This window comes from Bradyrhizobium sp. SUTN9-2 (genome assembly GCF_003122645.1).
Taxonomy (GTDB): domain Bacteria; phylum Pseudomonadota; class Alphaproteobacteria; order Rhizobiales; family Xanthobacteraceae; genus Bradyrhizobium; species Bradyrhizobium yuanmingense.
The window spans coordinates 1,368,117-1,389,888 of the sequence record NZ_LAXE01000001.1 but is presented as its reverse complement, the minus strand read 5'-3'; the positions used below and the strand labels follow the sequence as shown (position 1 = coordinate 1,389,888).

23 protein-coding genes are annotated in these 21,772 nt (G+C 64.7%); 18 read left to right on the top strand and 5 right to left on the bottom strand.

The features are described 5' to 3' along the window. The first annotated feature begins 109 nt into the window (after positions 1 to 109). The 4 genes from XF30_RS06525 (at position 110) to XF30_RS06510 (ending at position 4,115) form a co-directional block, all read left to right on the top strand. Positions 110 to 976, top strand: coding sequence for an alpha/beta fold hydrolase (locus XF30_RS06525; RefSeq protein WP_109142228.1), 867 nt, complete (start codon positions 110 to 112; stop codon positions 974 to 976). Between the two features lie 137 nt (positions 977 to 1,113). Further along, positions 1,114 to 1,341 (top strand): hypothetical protein, encoded by a 228-nt coding sequence (locus XF30_RS06520; RefSeq protein WP_109142227.1) that lies wholly within the window; start codon positions 1,114 to 1,116, stop codon positions 1,339 to 1,341. 159 nt (positions 1,342 to 1,500) lie between these two features. Continuing rightward, positions 1,501 to 2,184: a response regulator gene (locus XF30_RS06515; RefSeq protein ID WP_035996793.1), complete on the top strand. Its 684-nt coding sequence runs from the start codon at positions 1,501 to 1,503 to the stop codon at positions 2,182 to 2,184. Then, positions 2,181 to 4,115 carry a sensor histidine kinase gene (locus XF30_RS06510; protein ID WP_036020659.1) on the top strand — a complete coding sequence of 645 codons (1,935 nt, stop codon included), beginning with the start codon at positions 2,181 to 2,183 and terminating at the stop codon, positions 4,113 to 4,115. Before XF30_RS06515 ends, XF30_RS06510 begins: the two co-directional genes overlap by 4 nt. Before the next feature lie 134 nt (positions 4,116 to 4,249). Here XF30_RS06510 and XF30_RS06505 read toward each other — a convergent pair whose 3' ends face one another. Then, the gene (locus XF30_RS06505) at positions 4,250 to 4,534 is read right to left on the bottom strand and encodes a hypothetical protein (protein WP_109142226.1); all 285 of its coding nucleotides are present in this window, start codon (positions 4,532 to 4,534) and stop codon (positions 4,250 to 4,252) included. Between the two features lie 234 nt (positions 4,535 to 4,768). Between XF30_RS06505 and XF30_RS06500 the strand changes: the two genes are divergently transcribed. Next, positions 4,769 to 4,993 carry a hypothetical protein gene (locus tag XF30_RS06500; protein ID WP_036020653.1) on the top strand — a complete coding sequence of 75 codons (225 nt, stop codon included), beginning with the start codon at positions 4,769 to 4,771 and terminating at the stop codon, positions 4,991 to 4,993. A gap of 80 nt (positions 4,994 to 5,073) precedes the next feature. On the opposite strand, the gene XF30_RS06495 is transcribed toward XF30_RS06500, so the two are convergent. Next, positions 5,074 to 5,496, bottom strand: coding sequence for a GFA family protein (locus XF30_RS06495; protein WP_109142225.1), 423 nt, complete (start codon positions 5,494 to 5,496; stop codon positions 5,074 to 5,076). An 88-nt stretch (positions 5,497 to 5,584) separates the two neighbouring features. Further along, the gene (mddA, locus tag XF30_RS06490; RefSeq protein ID WP_192893055.1) at positions 5,585 to 6,373 is read right to left on the bottom strand and encodes a methanethiol S-methyltransferase; all 789 of its coding nucleotides are present in this window, start codon (positions 6,371 to 6,373) and stop codon (positions 5,585 to 5,587) included. Between the two features lie 133 nt (positions 6,374 to 6,506). Here mddA and XF30_RS06485 point away from each other — a divergent pair, with 133 nt between their 5' ends. Next, positions 6,507 to 8,054: a winged helix-turn-helix domain-containing tetratricopeptide repeat protein gene (locus XF30_RS06485; protein WP_109142224.1), complete on the top strand. Its 1,548-nt coding sequence runs from the start codon at positions 6,507 to 6,509 to the stop codon at positions 8,052 to 8,054. A 29-nt stretch (positions 8,055 to 8,083) separates the two neighbouring features. On the opposite strand, the gene irr is transcribed toward XF30_RS06485, so the two are convergent. Beyond that, the gene (gene irr / locus XF30_RS06480) at positions 8,084 to 8,569 is read right to left on the bottom strand and encodes a Fur family transcriptional regulator Irr (protein ID WP_057028406.1); all 486 of its coding nucleotides are present in this window, start codon (positions 8,567 to 8,569) and stop codon (positions 8,084 to 8,086) included. A 180-nt stretch (positions 8,570 to 8,749) separates the two neighbouring features. On the opposite strand from irr, the gene XF30_RS06475 reads away from it, so the two are divergent. The 8 genes from XF30_RS06475 (at position 8,750) to XF30_RS06445 (ending at position 16,371) form a co-directional block, all read left to right on the top strand. Then, positions 8,750 to 9,061 (top strand): hypothetical protein, encoded by a 312-nt coding sequence (locus XF30_RS06475; RefSeq protein WP_035996705.1) that lies wholly within the window; start codon positions 8,750 to 8,752, stop codon positions 9,059 to 9,061. Positions 9,062 to 9,362: 301 nt separating this feature from the next. Then, on the top strand, positions 9,363 to 10,913 hold the full coding sequence (locus XF30_RS06470) for an ABC transporter substrate-binding protein (RefSeq protein ID WP_035996790.1): 1,551 nt from the start codon (positions 9,363 to 9,365) through the stop codon (positions 10,911 to 10,913). 229 nt (positions 10,914 to 11,142) lie between these two features. Beyond that, on the top strand, positions 11,143 to 12,114 hold the full coding sequence (locus XF30_RS06465; RefSeq protein ID WP_109142223.1) for an ABC transporter permease: 972 nt from the start codon (positions 11,143 to 11,145) through the stop codon (positions 12,112 to 12,114). Beyond that, positions 12,111 to 12,950, top strand: a complete 840-nt coding sequence (locus XF30_RS06460; protein WP_035996700.1) for an ABC transporter permease — start codon at positions 12,111 to 12,113, stop codon at positions 12,948 to 12,950. The genes XF30_RS06465 and XF30_RS06460 overlap by 4 nt, the downstream gene beginning before the upstream one ends. A gap of 2 nt (positions 12,951 to 12,952) precedes the next feature. Next, entirely contained in the window at positions 12,953 to 14,572 is a 1,620-nt protein-coding gene (locus XF30_RS06455; protein ID WP_192893054.1) for an ABC transporter ATP-binding protein, read from the top strand. Between the two features lie 369 nt (positions 14,573 to 14,941). Continuing rightward, positions 14,942 to 15,118 carry a hypothetical protein gene (locus XF30_RS38400; RefSeq protein WP_192893053.1) on the top strand — a complete coding sequence of 59 codons (177 nt, stop codon included), beginning with the start codon at positions 14,942 to 14,944 and terminating at the stop codon, positions 15,116 to 15,118. After that, positions 15,115 to 15,324 (top strand): hypothetical protein, encoded by a 210-nt coding sequence (locus XF30_RS06450; protein WP_035996696.1) that lies wholly within the window; start codon positions 15,115 to 15,117, stop codon positions 15,322 to 15,324. The genes XF30_RS38400 and XF30_RS06450 overlap by 4 nt, the downstream gene beginning before the upstream one ends. Before the next feature lie 105 nt (positions 15,325 to 15,429). Continuing rightward, positions 15,430 to 16,371, top strand: coding sequence for an AEC family transporter (locus XF30_RS06445; protein WP_109142221.1), 942 nt, complete (start codon positions 15,430 to 15,432; stop codon positions 16,369 to 16,371). Between the two features lie 32 nt (positions 16,372 to 16,403). Here the strand turns inward: XF30_RS06445 and XF30_RS06440 are convergent, their stop codons facing one another. Then, entirely contained in the window at positions 16,404 to 16,688 is a 285-nt protein-coding gene (locus XF30_RS06440; protein WP_035996692.1) for a hypothetical protein, read from the bottom strand. A 189-nt stretch (positions 16,689 to 16,877) separates the two neighbouring features. Between XF30_RS06440 and XF30_RS06435 the strand changes: the two genes are divergently transcribed. The 4 genes from XF30_RS06435 to XF30_RS06420 all read left to right on the top strand — a co-directional run bounded on the left by XF30_RS06435 (position 16,878) and on the right by XF30_RS06420 (position 21,665). Beyond that, positions 16,878 to 17,198, top strand: coding sequence for a hypothetical protein (locus tag XF30_RS06435; RefSeq protein WP_035996689.1), 321 nt, complete (start codon positions 16,878 to 16,880; stop codon positions 17,196 to 17,198). Between the two features lie 224 nt (positions 17,199 to 17,422). Beyond that, on the top strand, positions 17,423 to 18,148 hold the full coding sequence (locus XF30_RS06430; RefSeq protein ID WP_035996788.1) for an outer membrane protein: 726 nt from the start codon (positions 17,423 to 17,425) through the stop codon (positions 18,146 to 18,148). Positions 18,149 to 18,309: 161 nt separating this feature from the next. Continuing rightward, entirely contained in the window at positions 18,310 to 20,466 is a 2,157-nt protein-coding gene (locus XF30_RS06425; protein ID WP_109142220.1) for a methyl-accepting chemotaxis protein, read from the top strand. A 137-nt stretch (positions 20,467 to 20,603) separates the two neighbouring features. Continuing rightward, a complete protein-coding gene (locus tag XF30_RS06420) occupies positions 20,604 to 21,665 on the top strand; it encodes an MBL fold metallo-hydrolase (protein WP_035996672.1) in 1,062 nt (353 codons plus the stop codon). Positions 21,666 to 21,772 lie beyond the last annotated feature (107 nt).

Sequence of the window (21,772 nt, the reverse complement as noted above, 5' to 3'; positions counted from 1 at the left end):
TGACCTTCCGGTCGTTGTTCCGTCGGTGCCGCCTGCGGTTCTACCCACCACGAAGCAGATGCCGGGAACCCCGCCCCCGAAGTTGCTTTATCTACAAAGGAAGCAAGACATGGACACACGCGTCAGACATTGCAGGGTCCGGATCGGATCCGTGGATACCTTCTACCGAGAAGCCGGTCCTGAACGCGCGCCCGTCGTTCTGCTGCCGCACGGCTATCCCTGTTCATCCTACGAATTCCGCAATCTGATGCCGCGACTGGCCGATAATTGGCGGCTGATTGCTCCCGACTATCCCGGGTTCGGCTATAGCGGGACACCTGATGACTTCGACTACAGCTTCGACGGCTATGCCGCGTGGCTCGACCAGTTCGTGAAGCAGCTGAAGATCGAACGCTTCGTGATCTACCTTCATGATTTTGGCTCACCGATCGGAGCCAGGCTGGCGATCATGCGGCCTGAGAGGGTGGTGGCCCAGATCATTCAAAACGGCGACATACCTTACGAAGATGCGCTTGGCCCGGCATACGCTGACATCGAGAAGTCCTGGTCACTGCCCGATCAGGAGATGCGTGCGGCGATGAGGGAAGCTATCACTGAAGAGAATTTCCGGGACGAGTTCCTGAATGATGTGCGTGCGGACATGGCTGGACTGATCGCGCCGGACCTTTGGCGATTGCACTGGTCGCTGATGACCGAGCGGCGGAAAGACGCCGCCGCAGACGTTCTGTTTGGCCTCAAGGCGAACCGCCAATGGTTTCCCGAGCACCGCCGATATCTTCAGCAGCACAAGCCGCCAACATTGATCCTGTGGGGGCCGCAGGACCATTACATGCCTGAGGAGTCAGGGCGGGCCTATCTCCGCGACCTGCCGGATGCCGAACTGCATCTCCTGGATGGCGGCCATTGGCTGCTCGAAACCAACCTCGATGAGGTTGTTTCGCTTACGCGATCATTTCTCGAACGGATCGAACCTTAACGGGCAACGACAGCGCTTTTGTCGCCAACCGGCACCGGCGCGGGCGGCAAGCTTCCCCGATCGTCCCGGGGCGTTCGACTTCCCCCAGATATTCCCTATATCGTGCGGCAACGATCTTGACGCAGCGGACCGCTTCGATGGCCAGGAGACGCACGACGGACGCGGACGACCTTCCCCGCTATTTCGTCTGGGTCCGGGGGCTCGAAGGGCCCGAGCCGCAGAAATGGACGGCGATGGATTTCGGCGTCGGCGATTGGAAGCGGCCGCTCGTGCTGGCCTATCTGGAGCTGCCGGAAGACGAACGGCCGCTGTCGCTATCGGTCCTGGCGCGGCGATATCCGCCGCCGCGGGTTGATCTTTCGTAAGCTGGATTGGCGGCGGCACTCCGTCGCGCGGCAACGTTGGGTCGGCACATGGCAGTCCCGTGACTTTCCCGCCCCCATGATTATGGGTGTCACGGCCTTCGGGCTGCGGTTAGACTTGCCTCGCGCCGCGGGGGACACGCGGATCGCGGGACCATGATCATGACCGAACAAGGCGAGACGGGTGAAGCCATCACCATCCTCCTCGTCGAGGACGATGCGCCGACCTGCTGGCGGCTCCAGGATGCGCTGGTCAAGGCCGGTTACGAGGTGCGCAGCGCCGGTACGCTCGCAGAGGCGCGGCAAGCCCTCGCCGCCGGCGCGCCGCGCGTGCTGCTGACCGACCTGCGACTGCCCGACGGCCACGGCGTCGAGCTGATCCGCGAGATGCGGCAGCGCTTCCCCGACACCGAAATCATGGTGATTTCCGCGCTGGGCGACGAGGAAAGCGTGATCTCCGCGATCACGGTCGGCGCCACCGGCTACCTGCTCAAGGACGCCTTCCCCACCGACATCGCCACCACGGTGCGCGATCTGGTCGCGGGACATTCGCCGATCTCGGCCTCGATCGCCCGCTTCATCGTGCGCAGGACGCAAGGTGCCGCGCAGAATTCGGCGGAGCCGCCGCCCGGCCCCGCGCTCAACACGGCAAGGCTCACCCCGCGCGAGATCGACATCCTGTGGGGCATCGCTAAAGGCTTCAGCTATGCCGAGATCGCGAGCCATCTCGGCCTGTCCAAGCAGACCGTGCCTGGGCATATCAAGAACATCTATCGCAAGCTCGAGGTGCATACGCGCAGCGAGGCGGTGTTCGAGGCGGTGCAGCAGGGCCTGATCAAGCTGTGAGCGAGATCGCGGCCAAAGCACCTACGAAGGCACCGACACGCCCGCGGCGCCGGCTAATCGCCTCGCGCCTCGTGCCCTATCTGCTGCTTCAGGCGCTGATCGTGATCGTCACGATCCTGGGGATTCGGTTGCTGCAGCCGAGCGATCCCGACGACTACGCGGTGGACGATTTCTCGGCGCGGGAGGACGGTCTGACGCGCCCGGTGACGCTGCCGCATTTCACCTCGTCGCGCTATTCGCTGGCCGACCCGCCGATCTACGCCGGCACCTTCACGTTCCGGAGCGGCGATGCGGCCTCGGGCTGGTCGGTGTTCCTGCCGCGCTTCAGCAACGCGGTGGAGGTCGCCGTCAACGGCGTCGTCGTGCTCGACTCCCGACGCGACACCAACGCCAACCGGCCCGACCGCAACACGCCGCAGATCGCAGCCATCCCCGCGTCGCTGCTGCGCGAGGGCGGAAACGAGATCACGGTGCGGCTGTTCGTATGGGGCCCGCTCAAGGGCTTCCTCGACACCGTCTATGTCGGGCCGGATGCCGCCTTGCGCCCGGCCTATGAGACACGCACGCTGCTGTTCGTCACCCTGCCGGTGGTGTTTTCCGCCTGGCAGGCGATCCTGGCCGTCATCCTCGCGATCATGTGGCTGATGCGGCGTCACGAGCCGGTCTATGGCGTACTGGCGACGGCGATGGTGCTCGGCGTGGTGCAGGCATTCGCGCCGCCGCCGGTGCCGCCGGCTACGGTATCGCACCTGGCCGCGGTGCTGCTGGCCTCCGCACCGATTGAGAGCGCGCTGATCGTCGTGTTCGGCGTGCTGTTCTTCGGCTGGCGCTGGCCGCGCTACGGCACGCTGCTGTTCGTGCCCGGCGTCCTCGTGTTCGTGGTCGGGCTGATCGGAGGCCCACCGCTGCCGCGCATCCTGTTCCTGGTGCTCGGCATTCCCACCGTCGGGCTCTGCCTGTTCCTGATGGCCTGCGTCACCGCAACCGCGGTGGTGCGGCGGCAGGACGCGGCGAGCTTCACGATCGGCTGCGCGGTGACCATCGTGTTGGTCTGCTGGGTCCAGGACATGCTCACGGTGCTCGACATCGTGAGCAACGATCGCATCTTCGTCTCGCGCCTGTCCTATTCGGCGATGCTGGTCGCGATCGGCGCCGGGCTGACCTGGCGCTTCGCCCGCGCCTTGAACCAGGTCGACAGCTTTGCCGGCCAGTTGGTGACGCGGGTGCGGGAGGCCGAGGAGCGGCTGAAGGCGAGCTTTGCCCGCGAGGAGGAGCGCGCCCGCGCGGCGGCGCTCGCCAACGAGCGCACGCGCCTGATGCGAGACCTGCACGACGGCCTCGGCGGCCAGCTGGTGAGCATCGTCGCGCTGTCCGAACGCGGCAGCACGGGCGCGAGCATCACGGATGCCGCCCGCGCGGCGCTGAAGGATCTCCGTCTCGTGATCGATTCCATGGACGACATTGGCGGCGACCTGATGCTGGCGCTCGGCTCCTGGCGCGAGCGCGCCACGGCCCAATTGCGCCCGCACGACATCACGCTCGACTGGCGCGTGGCGACGCCGCAGGGCCTGCCGCTGCATCCCGAGCTCAGGCCATGGCACGTCGTCCAGATCGTGCGCATCCTCGACGAAGCCGTGACCAATGCGGTCAAGCACGCGCAGGCCCGCCGCATCGCGGTGACCATCGACACGTTCGACGCGGGCCAGGGGCCGTACGGCGTGATCAGCGTGACTGACGACGGAGGCGGCTTTGCGCTGGCCGGCAATGGCGAGGCCGCGGGGGCCGGCCAGACCGCGCGCGGCTTGCGCAACATGAAAAGCCGCGCCGCCCGCTGCGGCGCGGTGCTCGACCTGACGTCTGATTCCTCCGGCACGCGCGTGCGGCTGAAATTGCCGCAACGTTTTCCCGACAGCGACATGGCCGCAGGCTGAAAGGGCCCCTCCCCGAACGTGTGGGGCGCACGGAGAGAGGGGACGGGCCGGGTAAAATTGGCTGCGGAGGACGGGGGGTTCGTCCGCAGGCCCCTTGGCCCGAAGCGATGCATCAATTCAATGAAGCGGAAATATCAGCGCACGCCGACGCGATTGACCGGGCCGCCGCGATTCATCGGCGTGCCGGCACGCACACCGACACCGGGCGCGCCGATACCGGGGGTCGCGACGGCAGCCCGCGCGACCGGCGCTCCCACCACCACGGCGCCAGTCGGCCGCACCACGCAGCCCTTCGGCACGCCGACGGTCTTGCAATAGACCACGGCCTGCGCCGGGCTCGTGCCCAGCGACACCATCGCCGCGCCCGCCAGCGCCATGACCGTCAGCCCTGCGCCCAGCGCTCCAGCTCTCTTCGACATCTTGCTCTCCTGGTTCCGTTCGGCGTCCCGACGCAATCACCGGGTCTCGCAGCCGAGGTGCAGCCTGAATGACAAAAGTCGGCGCGCGGATACATGCCATGAAGATGGGGGTACCGCGGCCGGGAGGACTGGCCGCTGCCATGAACATGGCATGGACCGGCGCCCGGCCTTTGCGGAATGGTCCGGCCCGATTGATCCCGGTCGGGACCAACGAGAATTCCAAAGAGGTGCTCCATGAAGATTTCGGTTCTTGCCGCGCTGCTGCTCGCAGCTGCCGCCCTGCCTGCTGCCGCACAGTCCGGTCCATCTGTGCAGGAGCAAATGGCCTGCCGCGGCGACGCCAGCAAATTCTGCGCCGAGCATATCGGCAAGCCGCCGCAGATGAACGCCTGCCTGCGCGAGAACAAGTCGAAGCTGTCCGATTCCTGCCGCAAGGTGGTCGAATCGCGCGGAGGCTAGTCCTTCATCCTTCTCTCTTGGAAGAAGCCAGAGAGGGCGGCGCTCTGCCGCCCTCTCGAAAAAATGCCAAAGGCGCGCCGCTATTCCTGCATCATTTCGCCGCTTCCGCCGAACTCGGCGGGAAAATCCTTCAGCTTGGGCAGGCCATCGCGCATCGGCAGCACGGTCTCGGCATAGTTGACGTGGACGCCGGGCGTGAACGCGAGGGTGGGGATGGTGGCGGCGAAAACGTCGACCAGACCGAGCGGCGGATGGTTGGTCATGAGATGGCCACCGCACTTCCTGCAGTATTTGCGCTGGCTGAGCGGCGTCTTGGCGAAGGTCTCGACATTCTGAGCGCCTTCGGTGATGCGCACGGCTTCCGGCTTCCACAGGCTGAAAGCGTTGACCGGACCGCCCGACCACGAGCGGCAGGAGCGGCAATGGCAATAGCCCATCGCCTCCGGCGCGCCCGTGACCTCGACCGTGACCGCGCCGCAGAAGCAGTTTCCGACATGTTTCATTTGGACGTCTCCCTTTTTCCGATGGATCGCTATCGCGCGTCGGCGCCCCGCGCGCCGTTTCGATTGGATGCGCGGGGCTTGGCCTAGACTATACCGACCGGCGCCAGGGAATAAGCATGGAGACGCGTTGCTTGTACTGCCGGTACTCGTCGCCGAAGAGATCGAGGAGATCGCTCTCCTCCAGCGCGATGCCGACGAAGATGTAGAGCGTGGTCACGGCCGCGAACAAGAGATGACCCGCGGTCATGACTGGCGCCGCCCAGAACGCGATGATGAAACCGAGATAGATCGGATGGCGGACGAATTTGTAGAGCAGCGGCGTCTTGAAACGCGGCGGCTGCATTTCCTTGCCGACGAGATGATTCGTCACCTGATGCAGGCCGAACAGTTCGAAATGGTTGATGATGAAGGTCGAGGTGAACACCAGCACCCAGCCAGCGAAGGACAATGTGACCAGTGTCACGGCAAGATCGGGGTTCTCGACCTCCCATATGACCGCGGGTAGCGGACGCCACTGCCAGAACAGCAGGAGCAATGACAGGCTCGCGAACAGCACATACGTGCTTCGCTCGACCGGCTTGGGGACGAACTGCGTCCACCAATCCTTGAATTGCCGGCGTGCCATCACGCTGTGTTGAACTGCGAACAGCGACATCAGCAGCAGATTGATGACGACCGCGCGAACGACGGGCGCTTCGGCACCGGTATCGATGGTCTTGGGCACCATCACCCCCATGACGAAGCCGATCGCGTAGAGAATGGTGACGAAAAACACGAGATATGCCGCAATTCCGTACAGAAAGGCGATGAACCTGAAAATACGAGAGCCCGTAACCTCCGGGCCGAGAGAATGAACCTGATGATCAATTTGGGTCATGAAACACTCCGTTGTGCCGAGGCATCGACACGGTTTGGTCTTCGCACCATGCCGGATCGGACGTCCCGCGGCTTTCGCGGACGATTGATTTTCGCCTGAGACGACTTTGATTTTTGCTTGAGACGACGAGAACGTGCGATTCCGCTTTGAAAACAACGTGCTGGACGGCGACCTCCGGGAGCTCACTTGCGACGGAAAACCCGTCCCGTTGCAGCCGCAGGTGTTCGATCTGCTGCTTTATCTGGTCACGCAACGGGCGCGTGTGGTCAGTAAGGATGACCTGATCAGCCAGGTCTGGAACGACCGCATCGTCTCGGATTCCGCCCTCAACAGCCGGATCAACGCCGCGCGCAAGGCGCTCGGCGACGACGGCGCGAGCCAGCGCCTGATCAAGACCATTCCGCGCAAGGGCTTTCGGTTCGTCGGCGAGGTCCGGGAAGAGGTGGCGGGATCGCCCGCGCGGACCGAAGCCAGGCTCGCTCCCCCGCGCATGGCGGACCGCCCGGCGGTCGCGGTGCTCGCCTTCGAGAACAAGAGCGGGGATCCCGAGCAGGACTATTTCGGCGACGGGATCAGCGAGGACATCCTCACCGCGCTGTCGAAGCAGCGCTGGTTCATGGTGATCGCCCGTAACTCCTCCTTCACCTACAAGGGACGCGCGGTCCATATCAGGCAGATCGCCGAGGAGCTCGGCGTCCGCTACATCGTCGAAGGCAGCGTGCGCAAGACGGACAACCGGGTGCGCATCACCGCGCAGCTCAACGACGCCGTGTCGGGCGGTCATCTCTGGGCCGAGCGCTATGACCGCGAGCTCGTCGACGTCTTCGCCGTGCAGGACGAGATCACCAACGCGATCGCCGCCGCGATCGAGCCGCAGATCCACGCCGCCGAGAATTTCCGCAACCGTCGGAAGCCGCCGGCGAGCCTCGACGCCTGGGACCTCTTGATGCGCGCGCTGTCGCATTATTGGCGCGTGACCCGCCAGGACCAGACGGCCGCGAAGGAACTGCTCGCGCGCGCGATCGCGATCGATCCGAACTACGGCCAGGCGCTGTCGGTGTTGGCCGTGAACGACATGTTCGGCGTGCATCTCGGCTGGACCGAGCTGGCCGCGGTTGCGCCGTCCGCGGAAGCCGCCGCGCTCAAAGCGGTGCGCTGCGACCATGAGGATGCCTGGGCACATGCCGCGCTCGGCAGCGTCTGCTTCTCGACCCGCAGGCTCACCGACGCGCTATCCGAGTTCGAGCAGGCGCTCGCGCTCAATCCGAACTTCTCGCTGGCGCAGGGCTACTACGCGCTGGCACTGTCCTACGCCGGACGGTCGAAGGACTCGTTCGAGGCTGCGCAAAAGGCGATCCGGCTGTCGCCGCGCGATCCGTCATTGGCGATCTATCACGGTATCGCCGCCTATGCGCGCTTCACCGAACGGCACTATGGCGAGGCCATCGCGCTGGCGCGCGAGGCGATCCGCCACCGCGGCGATCTTACCGGCGCATACCGCGTGCTCGCCGTCTCCGCCGGCATGACCGGCGATGGCACGCTTGCGGAAATGGCACTCGGAGAGCTCCGCCGCACCCAGCCGGGCATCTCGCTACACTGGATCGCGACGCAGCTACCGTGGGCCAATGAGCGAGATCGCGAACACTATCTGGAGGGATTCCGCCGCGCCGGGTTGCAGTGAGGCGTCTTAGCCTCCCTGCAGCGCAAGCGCTAGGTTCGCTTCCGGCGTAAATGGACGACGACATCGAGCCGCGCGATCTCGTGGCCGGGAAGCGCCTCGGGCATCTTGGTGAAGGCGAGGCCCTCGGCCACGTCGACCAGCACGTCCTCGCCTTCGAGATAGAAATGCGGATGCAGGGACGTGTCGGTGTCGAAGAACGACTTGATGCCGTCGGCCGCGATCCGGCGCAGCAGGCCGGCTTCGGTGAACTGGTTCAGCGTGTTGTAGACGGTGGCGAGCGACAGGTATGCGTTCGCAGCCATCGCTTCTGCGTAGAGACTTTCTGCGGTGACGTGACGATGGCCGCCCAGGAACAGCAATCGGCCCAGCGCCACGCGCTGGCGTGTCGGGCGCAAGCCGGCATTGCCGAGCAATTGCAGGCAGTGCTGCACGCCCGCATCCGGCGACGGCTCAAGACCGGCGACATCGGATCCGCCGTCGTCATCCGCAGGGATAGTCGTGGCCTGAATGTCCATCCATCGTCTCACGGCTCAAGCAAACGGGATGCGCAGCCGCGTCCCGCTACTTGCCATTCGATCGCAAAAGCGGCGGGCCGGCTTTGATCCGGATCAAATTTGGCGTCGACCGCCTCTGACCTGGCGCCAGGCGGGCCGGCTCATTCCCGGCCAGAATGCGCGGGCATAGATGAGGTTCGCATGTCCAAGCCGGTTCCCGACAAGGCAGAGGTCGCACTCGAATATCCCGACAAATTCTATGTCGGCACCTTCGAGCATTCGTCCCGCTTCGAGGCGAAGCTCGACGGCAGCGGCATTGCGCTGGTGCTGCAGCATCCTGGTGCGGCCGATGAACGCAAATCGGTGCATCTGCACGTCAACTTCGGCCTGCTGGCCGGCATCCTGCGGGAGCTCGCCGGCAGCGTCGCCGCGCTTCCCAAGGACGACATCGCGCACCGCGAGCAGCTTGCAGAGGCGCTCGACGAATTGCGGCGGGCGCTCGGCGCAAAATGACGGGCTGATGCTTTTGGTCGCAGGCGCGGACTTGTGCACTGCCCCGGCATGCTCTCATCACTTCTGAAGGCCGCCTGATCCCTCGGAGCTGGCCGATCTACCGTGCCGTCGCACAGGCGGAGAAACAGGACGAGCTGTACATTTTTTGTGCGAGCACTGTCGCGACTTTCATCTTGCCGCGCCGAACGGGACTGTGTGAGCCTTGATGGCGGATGGGGACTGGGATGGACCGACCGTCGCTTTGCGCGCGAGGGCGCGTGCGAAGCGTTTCCGGCTGGTCTCGCTTGAGAAAGATTACGACATGCCAAAACGAGTCTTGCTTGGTCTCCTCCTGGCTTGCGGCCTTGCGGCCCCTGCGCTGGCGCAAGAGCCGAAGACGGGGGGTGTGATCAATGCCGTGATTCAGCCCGAGCCGCCCGGCCTGATGCTTGCGCAGGTCCAGAACGGCCCGACCCAGATGGTCTCGGGCAACATCTTCGAAGGCCTCTTGCGCTATAGCCCCAAGCTCGATCCCCTGCCGGAGCTCGCCGAGAGCTGGAGCGTCAGCGAGGACGCCAAGACCTACATCTTCAAGCTGAAGAAGGGCGTAACCTGGCACGACGGCAAGCCCTTCACCGCCGCCGACGTGCTGTTCTCGATCGAGATGCTGAAGCAGACCCATGCGCGCGCCCGCACCAATTTGGCGCAGGTCGACAAGGTCGAGACGCCGGACGATCATACGGTGGTCTTCACGCTGAAGCAGCCGTTCGGCCCGTTCCTCGGCATCTTCGAGGTCGGCTCGATGCCGATGGTGCCGAAGCATCTCTATGCAGGCACCGATTGGAAGACCAACCCCTACAACAACGCACCCATCGGCACCGGCCCCTTCATGTTCAAGGAATGGCAGAAGGGCTCGTTCATCCGCCTGGTCAAGAACCCGAACTACCACGAGAAGGGCAAGCCCCATCTCGACGAGATCTACTGGCAGATCATCCCCGACGCCGCCGCGCGCTCGGTGGCTTACGAGACCGGCAAGGTCGACGTGCTGCCCGGCGGCTCGGTCGAGAATTTCGACGTGCCGCGGCTGTCCAAGCTGAAGGACACCTGCGTCACCGGCGCCGGCTGGGAATTCTTCTCGCCGCTGGCCTGGCTGTGGCTGAACAACCGCCAGGGTCCGCTAGCCGACAAGCGGGTGCGGCAGGCGATCATGTATGCGGTCGACCGCGACTTCGCCAAGGACGTGATCTGGAACGGGCTCGGCAAGGTCGCCACCGGCCCGTCGGCCTCGACCATCAAGTTCTATACCGATGACGTGAAGAAATACCCCTACGATCCGGCCAAGGCCAAGGCACTGCTGAAGGAAGCCGGCTACAAGGGCGAAAAGATCCGTCTGCTGCCGCTCGCCTATGGCGAGACCTGGCAGCGCTGGGGTGAAGCCGTCAAGCAGAACCTCCAGGATGTCGGCATGACCATCGAGACGATCGCCACCGACGTCGCCGGCGGCAACCAGAAGATCGCCGAGTGGGATTATGACATCGCCTTTACCTATCTCTACCAGTACGGCGACCCCGCGCTCGGAGTGGGACGCAACTACATCTCCAGCAACATCGCCAAGGGCCAGATGTTCAACAACGTCGAGGGTTACTCCAACCCGGATATCGACAAGCTGTTCGCCGAGGGCGCGGTTGCAACGCCGGATTCCAAGCGCAAGGAGATCTACGAGAAGGCGCAGAAGATCCTGGTCGAGGACGTGCCGGTGGCCTGGATGCTCGAGCTGCAATTTCCGACCATCATGCGCTGCAAGGTCAAGAACCTGATCACCACGGGGATCGGGGTCAATGACGGCTTCAAGGACGCATGGCTCGACAAGTGAAGCCTCTTACCTCTCTCCCCTGCGGGGAGAGGTCGAATGTGCGCATAGCGCACATTCGGGTGAGGGGGAGTCTCCACGAGTCCAACTGCTGATACGTTCGCGGGAAGTCCCCCTCACCCCAACCCTCTCCCCGCATCCGCCTTCGCCGAGGCTTCGGCGGACAAGAGCGGGGCGAGGGAGTCACTCCGTCTCCGTGGCGCCAGGTCACATCACCAATATGACTCACTAGATGCTCTCCTTCGTTGCTCAGCGCGTCCTGAAGGGCGTGATCGTCCTGCTCGCGATCGTCGTTCTCAATTTCTTCCTGATCCGCCTGGCGCCCGGCGATCCCGCGATCGTGATGGCGGGCGAGGCCGGGGCCAGCGATCAGGTCTTCGTCAAGCAGCTTCGGGAGAAGTTCGGGCTCGACAAGCCGCTGCCCGAGCAGCTCTTCATCTACGTCAAGGGCGTCGTCAGCCTCGACCTCGGCTTTTCCTTCCGCCAGCAGGCTCCGGTCGCAAAACTGATCGGCGAGCGGCTGCCGGCGACGCTGTTGTTGACGCTGACCGCCTTCGCGATCTCGCTCGCGCTCGGCATCCTGTTCGGCACCTTCGCCGCGCGCTTTGCCGGAACCTTTTTCGACACCGCCATCACCGTATTCGCGCTGATCTTCTACGCCATGCCGATCTTCTGGGTGGCGCTGATGGGCATCCTCCTGTTCTCGGTCACGATGGATTGGCTGCCGAGCTTCGGTTACGAGACGGTCGGCGCCAACCTCACCGGCCTTGCCCACGCGTTCGACGTCGCAAAGCACCTGATCATGCCGGCGATGACGCTGGGACTGTTCTTCATGGCGACCTACACCCGCATGACGCGCGCCTCGATGCTGGAGGTGAAACGCCTCGACTTCGTCAAGACGGCGCGCGCCAAGGGGCTCTCCGACGCCGTGATCCAGCGCCGCCACGTGCTGCGCAACGCGCTGCTGCCGGTGGTGACGCTCGCCGGCGTGCATTCCGGCACGCTGATCGGCGGCGCCGTCATCACCGAGACCGTGTTCGCCTGGCCCGGCATCGGGCGGCTGATGTACGACGCACTGCTGCAGCGGGATTACAATCTGCTGCTCGGCGTGTTCGTGATCTGCTCTGCCATGGTCCTCACCTTCAACCTCATCACCGACCTCGTCTATCGCCTGGTCGATCCGCGGATCGAATACGCCGCATGAAACAGTTCTGGAAATCGATGCTGAAGAGCCCGAGCGGCGTCATCGGGCTCGTCATCCTCCTGGTTGCAATCTCTGTCGCGGTGTTCGGACCGATGCTGTTCCCGAACTCGCCCTGGCGCATGGTGCAGCGGCCGTTCCTGCCGCCGTTCACGCTCGGGGCCGTGCCGCTCGGCACCGACGCGCTCGGCCGCGACATCTTCGCCGGCATGATCTTCGGCGCCCGCGTCTCGCTTCTGGTCGGTCTCGTCTCCACGCTGGCGGCGCTGATCGTGGGCGTGCCGATCGGGGCCATGGCCGGTTATTTCGGCGGCAAGGTCGACGACGCCCTGATGCGCTTCACCGAGTTCTTCCAGACCATTCCGAGCTTCGCGCTCGCGATCGTGCTGGTCGCCATCCTGCAGCCCTCGATCTATTCGATCGTCGCCTCGATCGCGGTGGTGAGCTGGCCGCCGGTCGCTCGCCTCGTGCGCGGCGAGGTGCTGTCGCTGCGCACCCGCGAATATGTCCAGGCCGCCGTGGTCACCGGCCAAAGCAACAGCTGGATCATCCTGCGCGAGATCCTGCCCAACGCGTTGTCGCCCGTGATCGTGCTGGCCTCGTTGATGGTGGCGACCGCGATCCTGCTTGAATCCTCGCTGTCCTTCCTCGGCCTCGGCGATCCCAATCTGATCTCCTGGGGCTACATGGTCGGCGCCGGCCGCACCGTGATCCGGCAGGCCTGGTGGATCACCGTGTTTCCCGGCATCGCCATCCTGATCTCGGTGCTCGGGCTGAACCTGATCGGCGAAGGCCTCAACGATGCGCTCAATCCGCGCCTGTCGCGGGAGGGCCGCTGACGATGACCGCCTCGCCCGCCGTCTCCATCAGGAACTTGCGGATCGCGCTGCCCAAGGGCGCCGAGCGCCCCTTCGCGGTCGACGGTGTCTCGCTCGATCTGCAGCCCGGCAAGATCGTCTGCGTCGTCGGCGAGTCCGGCTCCGGCAAGTCGATGTGCGCGCATGCGCTGATGGGCCTTTTGCCGGATACGGTCTCGGTCACCTCCGGTGAAATCCAGTTCGAGGGCCGGGACCTGCTCAAGCTCGCTGACGACGGCTGGCGCGATCTGCGCGGCCGTCGGCTGGCGATGATCTTCCAGGAGCCGATGACCGCGCTCAATCCGTTGATGCGGATCGGCGACCAGATGGCGGAGATGTTCGAGGCGCACGGCCTGCTCACGCCGAAGGAGCGGCGGGCCAAGGCGCTGGCGCTGGCAAGCGAAGTCGGCCTGCCCGACCCTGAGCGTATCGTGCGCGCCTATCCGCACCAGCTCTCCGGCGGCCAACGCCAGCGCGCCATGATCGCGATGGCGCTCGCGCTCGAGCCCGCGGTGCTGGTCGCGGACGAGCCGACCACCGCGCTCGACGTCACCACGCAGGCCCAGATCCTGAAGCTGATCCGCAACCTCCAGCGGAGCCGCAACATGGCGGTGATGTTCATCACCCATGATTTCGGCGTGGTCGCCGACATCGCCGACCAGGTCGTGGTGCTCCGCCACGGCAAGGTCGTGGAGGAAGGTCCGGCCGCGGCCATCTTCAACGAGCCGCAGCACGACTACACCAAGGCATTGCTTGCCGCCGTGCCCTCGATGGATCCGCCGCCGCGAGAGCCATTGGACGATCGGGCCAAGGCCGTCGAGGTGATCGGGCTGGACAAGACCTACGTCACGTCGGGCGGCTGGTTCCGCCAGGCCCGCCGCGTCGATGCGGCGCGCGCGGTCAACTTCAACATCCTCAAGGGCGAGACGCTCGGCCTCGTCGGTGAATCCGGCTCGGGCAAGTCGTCGGTAGCGCGCCTGGTGATGCGACTGATCGAAGCCGACCGCGGCACGGTGCGGATCGGCGAGACCGACCTGACCTCGCTTTCCGGCAAGGCGCTGCGCGGCGAGCGCCATCGCATCCAGATGATCTTCCAGGATCCGTTCGCCTCGCTCAATCCGCGCCGCAAAATCGGCCACATCATCGCCGACGGGCCGATCGCAGCCGGGACCGATCCGAAGGTGGCGTTCGACCGCGCCCGCGATCTCCTCAAGATGGTGGGCCTGGACGCCGGCGCGCTCGAACGCTATCCGCACGAATTCTCCGGCGGTCAGCGCCAGCGTATCGGCATTGCCCGCGCGCTCGCGCTCGAGCCGGAGATCATCGTCGCGGACGAGGCCGTCTCCGCGCTCGATGTCTCGGTGCAGGCGCAGGTGTTGAAGCTGCTGGAAGATCTCAAGGCGCGCCTTGGCCTGTCGATGCTGTTCATCACCCACGATCTGCGCGTCGCAGCCCAGATCTGCGACCGCATCGCGGTGATGCAGCGCGGCGCCATCGTCGAGCTGAAGCCGACGGCGCAACTCTTCGCCGCGCCCGAGCACGCCTATACGCGCGAATTGCTCGCAGCCGTGCCCGGACGGAAGGAGCACGCGCCGGCGGCCTGAGACGGTTCGTCCTCGTTCATTGATTTCCGTGATGGTTCCAAAAACTTGCACGCCGAGCGAGGCGAAACATATTCGATTCAGCGGCATTTGCTTTCGTGAGACCATCCTTGCTCATGTCGGCAAGGGGTGAGTTGACGCCATAGTCGCTCGTCGCGGCTGGCGCCGTACAACGAACGTGGTGTGATGGGCAGCTCAACAACCCAGCAAGCAAGACGCACCGGGATGCTGGGAACTGCGCAGCCTGGTCACGCGCTTTTTATCCGGTCGTGACCGGACCGGCCGCTTCAAAGCTTAAGGGCATGACCATAGATGACGTTTGAATGATCGACGTCATCTCATGACGGACTCACACTGATATTCGGAGCCAACATGGGCGAAGTTATTCGATTTGTCTCGAAGTCCGAGCGCGAGCGAACGCGTCTCATCCAGGAAGCGCGGGCGATCTACGACAGCATCTTCCCGCCGGTCGATCCGACGGACGAGGGCCAGGGAAAGCCGGCGATCCGTCGCCCGTTCATCGGCCGCGACGGAGGTAACGTATCGTGATCAAGATCATCGCCGTGCTTTGCAGCCTCGCCTCTCCCTCCAATTGTCACGAGCAGATCGTCACCACGTCGGACTTTGCGCAAATCTCGGTGCAGGCCTGCCTGATGGGCGCGCCGCAGCTTGCCGAATGGATGAACCAGCATCCGGCCGAGCGCCTGGCGGCCTGGCGCTGCGTGATCGGAGACCAGGGGCGCCGGGGAATCTAGCGAGGCGGATTCTCCTCCGACAAATCAAGGCGACCCACAAATCACGGAGTGACGCCAGTCCATTGCCGGTCTACCCTCCCTGTTCGAAAATGAGGGGGAAGCCGGATGGAGGTCGCCAGCCTCGTTCTTCCCGTATTCGCGATCATCGTCACCGGCTGGCTCGCCGGCGAGCTCGGCTATCTCTCGCGGGCGCTGGCCGATGCCCTGGTGCATTTCGCCTACAACGTGGCGATGCCGGCGCTGTTGATTGTCACGATCGCCCAGGAGCCGGCGCGCAATCTCCTGGAATGGCGTTTTCTGCTCGCCTTCGGCGGCGGCTCGCTGATCTGCTTCGCGCTCGTGTTCGTGCCGGTCCGCGCAGGCGGCAAACACGACCTCGCCAGCAGCACCATTCACGGGATGGCGGCGGCGATGACCAACACCGGGTTCGTTGCGCTGCCGATCCTGCATGCGATCTACGGCCAACCCGCCGTCCTGCCCGCGGCCGTCGCGACGGTGTTCGTGGCCGCGGTGATGTTTCCGATCACGGTGATCCTGCTGGAAAAGCGCGATGCACGCGGGGCCTCCGTGGGCTCTATGGGACTGGCAAAGCAGATCCTGCTCAATCCCATGGTGCTGTCGACGTTCATCGGCCTCACCTGGGCGGTGACGGGACTGCCGATTGCGGCACCGGTCGCGGCCTATCTCAACATGATCGCTGCCGCGCTCACGCCGTGCGCGCTGTTCGCCATTGGGCTTGGCCTGTCCATCGAGGGCTTGCGGTCCAACCTGAAAGCGTCGTTTGCGCTCGCGGCGGTGAAACTGGTGGTCATGCCGCTCATCGTCTACGGGCTTTGCGTCGTGATCGGCCTCACCCCTCTCTACACGGTTGCGGCGGTCATCTGCGCGGCCGTGCCGACGGCGAAAACCGTCTACGTCCTCGCACATGAACACAAGGTCGAGGAGAAGCTGGTTGCGGCCACGGTCTCGATCACGACGATGATGTCGGTCGCGACATTGCTCATCGCGCTTTATCTGCTCTCGGGATCGGCGAGCGGCATGCGTTGATCCGCCAGTGGTCTCCACCTTGCCGGAGCCCTCTATCTCGTGGTGTTGCTCCAGGTGGGAGCCGAGTTGGTCACGCCGACCGAGGGCCAATTGTATGATCCGATCGACGGCGCGGTGACAGTGCCAACCGTCTGTCCCGACGATCCGTAGGCCGCCCTCGGTTGCGCGGCCGGCGCTCCGGCTCCGCCATAGGTCGGAGCCACCACACCAGTGCTGTATTGCCGGCTGGACCGGACCTTTTTCGCCTCAGCTGCGAATGGTGCGGCAAGCAGTCCCGTCGTGATCAGCGCGGAAATGGCGAGTCTGATGGTTTTCATGGCTGATCCCTTCACCCGTTGCGCGCCCCGATATGCCAAGTGTTCATGCATCGGCAAATTTCCATGGTTTCTCCCTTCATAACTCCGTGTGCGGACGAAGGTGCCGGAGCGCGGCGGACTCACACCGTCTTCGGATGGACCCGAATCAGCGCTAGTGCATTGCTTTCAGTGACTTCCCTGGACGCAAGCATGACCGGCGCCGAACTGAAGCAGCTTCGCAACGACCTCTCCGATGCCCTCGAGCGCAAGCTCAGCGCGGCCGACATGGCCAAGCTTTGCGGACTGCCGGAAAGAGGCGGCGCCGACACCATCCGGCGCTGGGAGGTCAGCGGCCCGACGCCGGAGGGGACCAGGATACTGCGCGTGCTCGCGATGGCGAGCGAGCGCTATCCGATCTTGGAGAAGTTCGACATCTTCGATCGACACGACGTGCGTGAGGAAGACAGGCCGGCAAAGCGCGCCGCCTTTCGCGCGCAGATGCGCGATGAGGCACGGCGGCGTCTTGGTTAACGCAAGGCGCGCGCAAGTTAGCGACAGAGTGCGCCGTTAAGCCTTCCTTCACCACTTCTTAAGTTGCCATTAAGCACGAAAATCATTTGCGGCCCAACAAGTTACGTTGGCCGTCGCTGTGCCACGGATGTGACAGCATTTTCGTCAAAAGCGAGCTATCTGCAAAACCAATGCGGCGCAGCAAACGCGCCTGCCGGGGACCTTACGTGTTGGAGTTCAAGACGATGAAGAAGATTCTGTTTGCGACCGTGGCGCTGCTCGTGTTGGGCGCGGCTGCGCCGGCCGTCGGTGCCGATCTCGGCAACCGCAATTATTACAAGACGCCCGCGCCGGCCTACGCCGCGCCGATCTACAATTGGACGGGCTTCTATCTCGGCGCCCATGTCGGCGGCGCGTTCTCCAGCGACAACAATTTCAATGGCCTCTCCACCGGCAACAACGGCAACGGCCGCTTCCTCGGCGGCGTGCAGGTCGGTGCGGACTGGCAGTTCCACCCGAACTTCGTGGTCGGCGTCGAAGGCCAGTATTCCTGGCTCTCCGGCAGCGTCGGCGCCGTGTTCCCGGGCGGCATCGCCTACACCAACGACCAGCGCGGCCTCGGCTCGATCACGGGCCGCGTCGGCTACACCTGGGGTCCCGGCCTGGTCTATGTGAAGGGCGGCTACGCCTATTCGGACAACAACGAGAGGGTCACCGTCGGCGGCGTGCCGGCCGCCTTCGTCATCACCGGCGATCACCGCAACGGCTACACCGTCGGCGCCGGCCTCGAATACATGTTCGCCCCGAACTGGTCGGCCAAGGCCGAGTACCAGTACTACAATTTCGGCGACGCCAGCTTCACTGCCGGTCCGCTCGCCGGCACCGGCGCCTTCACCACCGACGACCATACCTTCAAGGCGGGCGTCAACTACCGCTTCAACTGGGCGAGCCCGGCCATGGCGCGCTACTGATCGGTTACCAGGACCTTATCAAGATGAAGGGGCCGGCCTCGTTGCCGGCCCCTCTTTTTTCGCTCTGCGGAACAACGTCAACCGATTGGGCTCATTGCGATTCCTTAACCGGTGCTGCCGATACTGCAGCCACAAATAGAAGAACATTGGGGGAATTTTCGATGCCGATCCGTTTGGGCCTTGGCCGCTTCCTTGGCAGTTTCCGTCCGCGTTTCAAAATGCCCAAATGGGGCGTGCGCGGCAGCCTGTTCGCGGCGTTTGCGGTCATCGCGGGCATGGGCCTCGTGATCGCGGCCGGCGCCGGCCTTGCGCTGCAGAATCTCGGCGGACGCATGACTGAACTGAGCGGACGGGACATTCCGCGCCTTTCCGCCAGCCTGCAATTGTCGGCGCTGAGTGCGAGCCTCGCGGCGCAGGGACCGGCCCTGCTTGCGGCGCAGAGCGAGGACGCCTTGACCGAACGTACCAAGAAGCTCAGGGAATTACAGGAGCAGACGCAGCAGAAGCTCAACGAGATCATCGAGCTCGGCGGCGACAAGAGCGTCGTCTCCGGGCTCAGCGAGACGATGAAGAGCATCAACGAGGCGGCTCAGAGCCTGACGAAAGCCGCCCGCGAACGGCTCGACATCGCGGCGCTGCACGACAAGCAATATGACGCGCTTCGCGCCGCGCAGGGCGCGTTCGTTGGCGCAGCGAGTCCGGCGATGCTGGACGCGCAGACCCGCGTCAATGCCATTCTCGGTTCAGCCGACCTGTCAGCCGCAGACGCGACCGACGCCGCGCAGACCGTCGGTCAGCTCGGCAACGTCGTCGCCAGCGGTAATCTCGCCGCCGCCAACATGAGCGCGGCGCTGTCGGCGAACACCAGCGACAAGCTCGATGACATCCAGAAGGAATTCAAGACGGCGCAGGGGCGCCTGCGGTCGAACCTCGATCTGTTGCCGGACAACCAGGGCAACAAGATGCTGCGCGAGACGGCGGAAAAGCTGCTCGCGCTCGGCACCGGCAAGACCGGCGTGTTCAATCTGCGCGAGAAAGAGCTCGACTCCATCGACTACGGCCAGACCATCCTGGACGAGACCCGCAAGCTCAATGTCGGGCTCGGCATCAGCGTGCAGCAGCTCGTCGACGGCGTGCAGAAAGAGACCAACACCTCGACCTTCCAGGCGCGGCAGGAGATTTCGCTCGCGACGTCGGTCATGCTGGGCTTGGGCGCGCTGATGCTGGTCGGCTCGGCGCTGTTCGTCTGGCTCTATGTCGGCCGTAACATCCTGCGCCGGATCGGCGCCTTGCAGCAGTCGATGCAGCTGCTCGCGAACGGGGATCTCGAAACCGAGATCTACCGCTCGAAGAATCACAACGACGAAATCTCGGTGATGGCGAACACGCTGCAGGTGTTCCGGGAGAGCATGATCGAGACCCGCGCGCTGACGAGCGAGCAGGACAAGGACCGTATCGCCAAGGCCGAGCGCGCCGCGCGCATGGAGGCGAAGATCGCCCAGTTCGAAAGCACGGTGCGCTCCGCGCTCGATAATCTGGCCCAATCGGCCAATTCGATGCAATCGACCGCGCAGAGCATGTCGAACACCGCCGACCAGTCCAACGCGCTGGTCAACGCGGTCGCCTCCGCGGCGGAAGAGACGTCGGTCAACGTGCAGACCGTCTCGGCCGGCACCGAGCAGCTGTCCTCCTCGATCCAGGAGATCAGCCGTCAGGTCGTGACCTCCGCCGAGATCGCCAAAAAGGCGGTCGACGAAGCGGGAGCGACCGACGCCACGGTGCAGAGCCTTGCCGACAGCGCGAGCCGCATCAGCGTCGTCGTCGACCTGATCCAGACCATCGCCTCGCAGACTAATCTGCTCGCGCTCAACGCCACCATCGAGGCGGCACGCGCCGGCGAGGCCGGCCGCGGCTTCGCGGTGGTTGCCTCCGAGGTGAAGAGCCTGGCGAGCCAGACCGCCAAGGCGACCGACGAGATCCGCACCCAGATCGCCAGCATGCAGTCAGTCACGACCTCCGCGGTCGGCGCCATCCAGGGCATCGGCCGGATCATCGGCGAGATCAACGACGTCACCACCACGATCGCAGCAGCGGTCGAGGAGCAGGGCGCCGCGACGCGCGAAATCGCCCGCAACATCCAGCATGCCGCCGGCGGCACCAGCGAGGTCTCCAGCAACATCGTCGGCGTCTCCACCGCGTCCGCCGAAGCCGGCGCTGCGGCCACCGAGGTGCTGGGCGCCTCGGACGCGCTGCGCCGCGAGGCCGATATGCTGCGCGGGGAGATCGACGCCTTCCTCAACGACATGCGGGCGGCGTAAGGCCCTGTCCTGTAGCCTGGATGGAGCGTAGCGCAATCCGGGCTACGGAAAACTGCCTCGGTATGACCGCCATGCTGTCGCCGCCCAGCATCCTTTTTCGGCTGGCGCCCCGCGCGCGCTGGGTTTAAGCCGATAGCATGAGCTCGAAAACCGACACCCCGCAGTCCTCGGCCGAGGCCCTGCGCTACCCCTGGGAACAGCATCCCGGCCCCGAACAGGTGGTCGAGGTGCGGCCCGGCGTGTTGTGGGCGCGGCTGAAGCTGCCGTTCCGCCTCAACCACGTGAACATCTACCTGCTCGCCGATGGCGACGGCTATGCGATGATCGATGCCGGCTTCGGCAACGAGGAGACGATCGAGGCCTGGACGAAGCTGTTCGACGGACCGCTGAAAGGCGTCAACATCACGCGCCTGATCGTCACCCACTCCCACCCGGATCATGTCGGTCTCGCCGGTTGGATCGTCGAGCGGTTCGGCTGCCCGCTGGTGATGTCGCAGGTCGAATATCTGCAATCGGTCTATCACCAGAACCGCGGCACCGAGGAGCGGCGCGAGGCGCAGCGGCTGTTCTTCCGCCGCCATGGCATGGACGAGTCGCTCACCGAAAAGCTGCTCGGCCGCGGCCAGGACTATCTGAAGCGCGTCTCGGTGCTGCCGCCGTCCTACCGCCGCATCTCGCATGGCGACGACGTCGTGATCGGCACGCGCCGCTTCAAGGTCATCACCGGCGGCGGCCACGCCCTCGACCAGGTGATGCTGTATTGCGCCGACGACAAGCTGTTCCTCTCCGCCGACCAGGTGCTGAGCAAGATCTCGCCGAATGTCAGCGTCTGGGCGGTCGAGCCCGACCAGAATTCGCTCGGCGAATATCTGGCCTCGCTCGCCAGCCTCACCACGACGCTGCCCTATGACGTGCTGGTGCTGCCTGGCCATGGCGTGCCGTTCTACGGATTGAAGACCCGCATCAAGCAGCTCGCCGACCACCATGAAGAGCGCTGCCGATTGATCGCGGAAGCCTGCCGTGAGGTGCCGCAAACCTCGCGCGCCCTGGTGCCCGTGGTGTTCAACAAGCACGTGCTGGACGAGCACCAGATGGGCTTTGCCGCCGGCGAGCTCGTCGCCCACGTCAACTACATGATCGTCGAGGGCCGCCTCACGCCCGAGATGCAGGACGGCGTGCTGCAGTTTCGGACGACGTGAGTTATTCGCCTCTCCCCGCCTGCGGGGAGAGGCCGACACGCGAAGCGTGGCGGGTGAGGGGGAGTCTCCGCGAGTCCAACTCTCACCATCATTGCCGAAACAGCCCC

What these genes read in the sequence shown, in the direction of transcription:
- XF30_RS06525 (WP_109142228.1), top strand. Translation starts at nt 110, where the DNA reads ATGGACACACGCGTCAGACATTGCAGGGTCCGGATCGGATCCGTGGAT.
- XF30_RS06520 (WP_109142227.1), top strand. Translation starts at nt 1,114, where the DNA reads ATGGCCAGGAGACGCACGACGGACGCGGACGACCTTCCCCGCTATTTC.
- XF30_RS06515 (WP_035996793.1), top strand. Translation starts at nt 1,501, where the DNA reads ATGACCGAACAAGGCGAGACGGGTGAAGCCATCACCATCCTCCTCGTC.
- XF30_RS06505 (WP_109142226.1), bottom strand. Translation starts at nt 4,534, where the DNA reads ATGTCGAAGAGAGCTGGAGCGCTGGGCGCAGGGCTGACGGTCATGGCG.
- XF30_RS06500 (WP_036020653.1), top strand. Translation starts at nt 4,769, where the DNA reads ATGAAGATTTCGGTTCTTGCCGCGCTGCTGCTCGCAGCTGCCGCCCTG.
- XF30_RS06495 (WP_109142225.1), bottom strand. Translation starts at nt 5,496, where the DNA reads ATGAAACATGTCGGAAACTGCTTCTGCGGCGCGGTCACGGTCGAGGTC.
- mddA (WP_192893055.1), bottom strand. Translation starts at nt 6,373, where the DNA reads ATGACCCAAATTGATCATCAGGTTCATTCTCTCGGCCCGGAGGTTACG.
- irr (WP_057028406.1), bottom strand. Translation starts at nt 8,569, where the DNA reads ATGGACATTCAGGCCACGACTATCCCTGCGGATGACGACGGCGGATCC.
- XF30_RS06475 (WP_035996705.1), top strand. Translation starts at nt 8,750, where the DNA reads ATGTCCAAGCCGGTTCCCGACAAGGCAGAGGTCGCACTCGAATATCCC.
- XF30_RS06470 (WP_035996790.1), top strand. Translation starts at nt 9,363, where the DNA reads ATGCCAAAACGAGTCTTGCTTGGTCTCCTCCTGGCTTGCGGCCTTGCG.
- XF30_RS06465 (WP_109142223.1), top strand. Translation starts at nt 11,143, where the DNA reads ATGCTCTCCTTCGTTGCTCAGCGCGTCCTGAAGGGCGTGATCGTCCTG.
- XF30_RS06460 (WP_035996700.1), top strand. Translation starts at nt 12,111, where the DNA reads ATGAAACAGTTCTGGAAATCGATGCTGAAGAGCCCGAGCGGCGTCATC.
- XF30_RS06455 (WP_192893054.1), top strand. Translation starts at nt 12,953, where the DNA reads ATGACCGCCTCGCCCGCCGTCTCCATCAGGAACTTGCGGATCGCGCTG.
- XF30_RS38400 (WP_192893053.1), top strand. Translation starts at nt 14,942, where the DNA reads ATGGGCGAAGTTATTCGATTTGTCTCGAAGTCCGAGCGCGAGCGAACG.
- XF30_RS06445 (WP_109142221.1), top strand. Translation starts at nt 15,430, where the DNA reads ATGGAGGTCGCCAGCCTCGTTCTTCCCGTATTCGCGATCATCGTCACC.
- XF30_RS06440 (WP_035996692.1), bottom strand. Translation starts at nt 16,688, where the DNA reads ATGAAAACCATCAGACTCGCCATTTCCGCGCTGATCACGACGGGACTG.
- XF30_RS06435 (WP_035996689.1), top strand. Translation starts at nt 16,878, where the DNA reads ATGACCGGCGCCGAACTGAAGCAGCTTCGCAACGACCTCTCCGATGCC.
- XF30_RS06430 (WP_035996788.1), top strand. Translation starts at nt 17,423, where the DNA reads ATGAAGAAGATTCTGTTTGCGACCGTGGCGCTGCTCGTGTTGGGCGCG.
- XF30_RS06425 (WP_109142220.1), top strand. Translation starts at nt 18,310, where the DNA reads ATGCCGATCCGTTTGGGCCTTGGCCGCTTCCTTGGCAGTTTCCGTCCG.
- XF30_RS06420 (WP_035996672.1), top strand. Translation starts at nt 20,604, where the DNA reads ATGAGCTCGAAAACCGACACCCCGCAGTCCTCGGCCGAGGCCCTGCGC.